General features: G+C 35.0%; 2 protein-coding genes. Both read right to left on the bottom strand.

From position 1 onward, the window contains the following. The coding region (locus Z053_RS0127280) for a S8 family serine peptidase (protein ID WP_241459861.1) at positions 1 to 1737 on the bottom strand (1737 nt) is incomplete at its 3' end. Positions 1738 to 2193: 456 nt separating this feature from the next. Next, positions 2194 to 2727 (bottom strand): T9SS type A sorting domain-containing protein (locus tag Z053_RS29535; protein ID WP_035097168.1); only part of this gene is annotated, 534 nt, incomplete at its 5' end.

Below are 2727 nucleotides of genomic sequence, written 5' to 3'. Positions count from 1 at the left end.
AGAAGATACTCCTGTAGGTACTGAAGCAGTACAAGGCGTAGTAGTTCCTGTTAATCCAGTAACAATAAGAGAGAAATTTTGACTCCCTCCTGTTAATGTTCCTTTATGAGTAACCGTAATAGTATATGTTCCAGAAGCATTAGCTATATCTACTCTTTCAAACGGATCCACAGTGTTGTCTCCAGTACCATTTGTAGTAATACTGGTAAGCTTGTACGGACTAGATGTAGTAGAACCTTTTGTAACTCTAATATCTAAGTCATTTACTAATACAGCTGTATTAGAATTTGTCGCAGTTACGGCAGTTCCTGCTCTATCTGTCCAGGAAATAGAAGCCATTAAAGGATTTGTACCATCTGAGTCAACAGTTACGGTATACGTTTGGCCGCTTGTAAGTGTTAGTTCTTCTATTTTTGAAGCAGTTCCTTTATTGGTAATAGCTTCGGCAGCAACTTTGGCATTTAATAACCCCCATCCGTGAACTGCGTCAGGTCCAGAAGGGCCAACATCATCAGCAGTATGAAGCGCTAATCCTTTTAAGGTTGCAGCTTTCATAAAGTTTCCATTATTACTATTGTAGTATTGTTGTAATAGTAAAAGCGTACCGGTTACATTAGGTGCAGCCATTGAAGTACCAGAGATACTGTTGTAGGCAGTATCACTATTATCGTAAGTAGAATATACACCAGTACCATTACCGGTAATGTCTGGTTTAATTCTATAATCATCGGTAGGACCTTCACTACTTTGAGAATTGATGGTCATACTATTAAGGGTACCATCATTATTTACATTGGCATCTTGACCATTAGCAACTACAAGATTATTTTTTGAAGTAGAATGCCCTGTTAGTTTATCGTAAGAAGAATTTCCATCAAGTGGTTGAGCGTTTGAATTGTTATCAAGTCCATCATTTCCTGCAGCTACTACCATAAGATAGAATGGTGCGTTAAACATGATTTCATCCCATTTTCTGGATTCATCTATATAAGCTCCAAAATACTGATCAGGAACTGCACTGGCTCTAAAACCATAAGAATGATTAGATAATAACATTCCATTTGCAGCAGCTGTTGTTGCTTCTGAATCGTCATTATTCCAATCATGTGTTTTAGCTTTTGCCTGAGAAGCCATTCCTTTTGCATTGGCCTGTACTCCAGAGGCAACTATTGTTCCCGTAACATGCTGGGCATGAAAACTATTGCCATTAAGTGTTGTAACACCATCATTAATAGCAACCCTGTTATTTCCTCCTGCACCATCAAATTCCTGGTGAGTAGGTCTTGTCGCTCCACCATCCCAGACATAAGCAGTCATATTTTGTCCATCTAGATTTAGGCCTAAAGAACCTCCTGAGTTTAAATGATTTGCTCGCGTAGACTTTGCAGCATCTACATTAAATGTAGTATAATAGATAGGAGTACCATCTTTTGCTAATCTTTGTAGTTCAGAAAAGCTTCCATCGGCATTTGTCATTTTGACTTGCCATCCATTTCTTTTGGCAGCCGCTATAGCTTCTTTCTTTTGTAATGCAGCTTTACTTGCTAATTCAGTCTGTAGTTGATTTAATTTTACCAGATTACTTTGTTGAGCGATCTTTGCCTTTTGTGAAGGATTCTGAGCGAAAAGTCCACCAGATAAAAATATCATTGAAGAAATAATAATGATATTTAATTTTGGTGACACTTGCCCATTAAAGCCCCTCAACGAAATAAGGCTTTTGTAGCTTTTTTTCATTGTTATTGAGTTTGAGTTAGTGTTATGTTTGTTTTTTTGAAGAATTCAAAGAAAACATTCGAATTTCTTAAATTATTCGCAATAAAAAAAAGTTTTTCGATGAAGAGAAAGAAAATTGCTTTATAAAACATTAAGGTCATTGTAATGCAACCATGTTGCAAGAAAAATCTTTCTTTTAGTGTCTACTTAACTTATTGTGGTTATCTCACTTTATTTTTATTTAGTAGTTTATGCAACTTTTATTATTTCAAAACGAAATGCACAACGGGTTTATAAAATATGTTTTTATATTAAATTGGTATATGTGCATAGTATTGTAATGTTTTTCTTAGAAAAGAAAAGTGTATGATTCAGTATTTTTTATTTTGAATTCGTTGTCTTAAAAGCCACTATTACTGTAAATAGAAAACCCCAAAACAAACTGTTTCGGGGTTTTTTAAAAATACTGAATGTATATTATTGCTTAATGATAAACTTCTTAGTTAGTGTTTTATCATATGATAAAACCGAAAAGAAATACATCCCATCTGGTAAACCGGTTAATTCTACCTTGTTTTTAGATACTTTACCATTTCTTACCACCTGACCAATATGATTAATGATTCTATAGTTTACATCCTTAACATTATTCATTCGAATCATAATAAAGTCTTTTGCAGGAACAGGAGAAATTACAAATTCAGAATTTTTCAAATCTGCTGTTGTTATGTCATTACTGTTGATATTATTTAATTGCGTATTAAAAGGTGGAGCGGTAGGGTTTATAGAGAGTGCCGTGGCAAATGCACCACATGCCCCAAGATTATTCCATCCAGAATTAGTACGTTCATAAAGATATCCTTGATAAGTTACACGATCACCAACCTGATAATTTACCGAACTATTATATGGAGCCACACCTGCACAAGGATCAGAATTTCCTCCTGTTGTAGTCACATTAACTGTATTACTAGAACCAGAAACATTGCCGGCAGCATCTTTAGCTTTTAC

The organism is Aquimarina megaterium XH134 (assembly GCF_000520975.1).
In the GTDB taxonomy this organism is placed as follows: Bacteria; Bacteroidota; Bacteroidia; order Flavobacteriales; family Flavobacteriaceae; genus Aquimarina; species Aquimarina megaterium.
The sequence above is the reverse complement of the archived record's forward strand: the minus strand, read 5'-3'. Positions and strand labels throughout refer to the sequence as shown.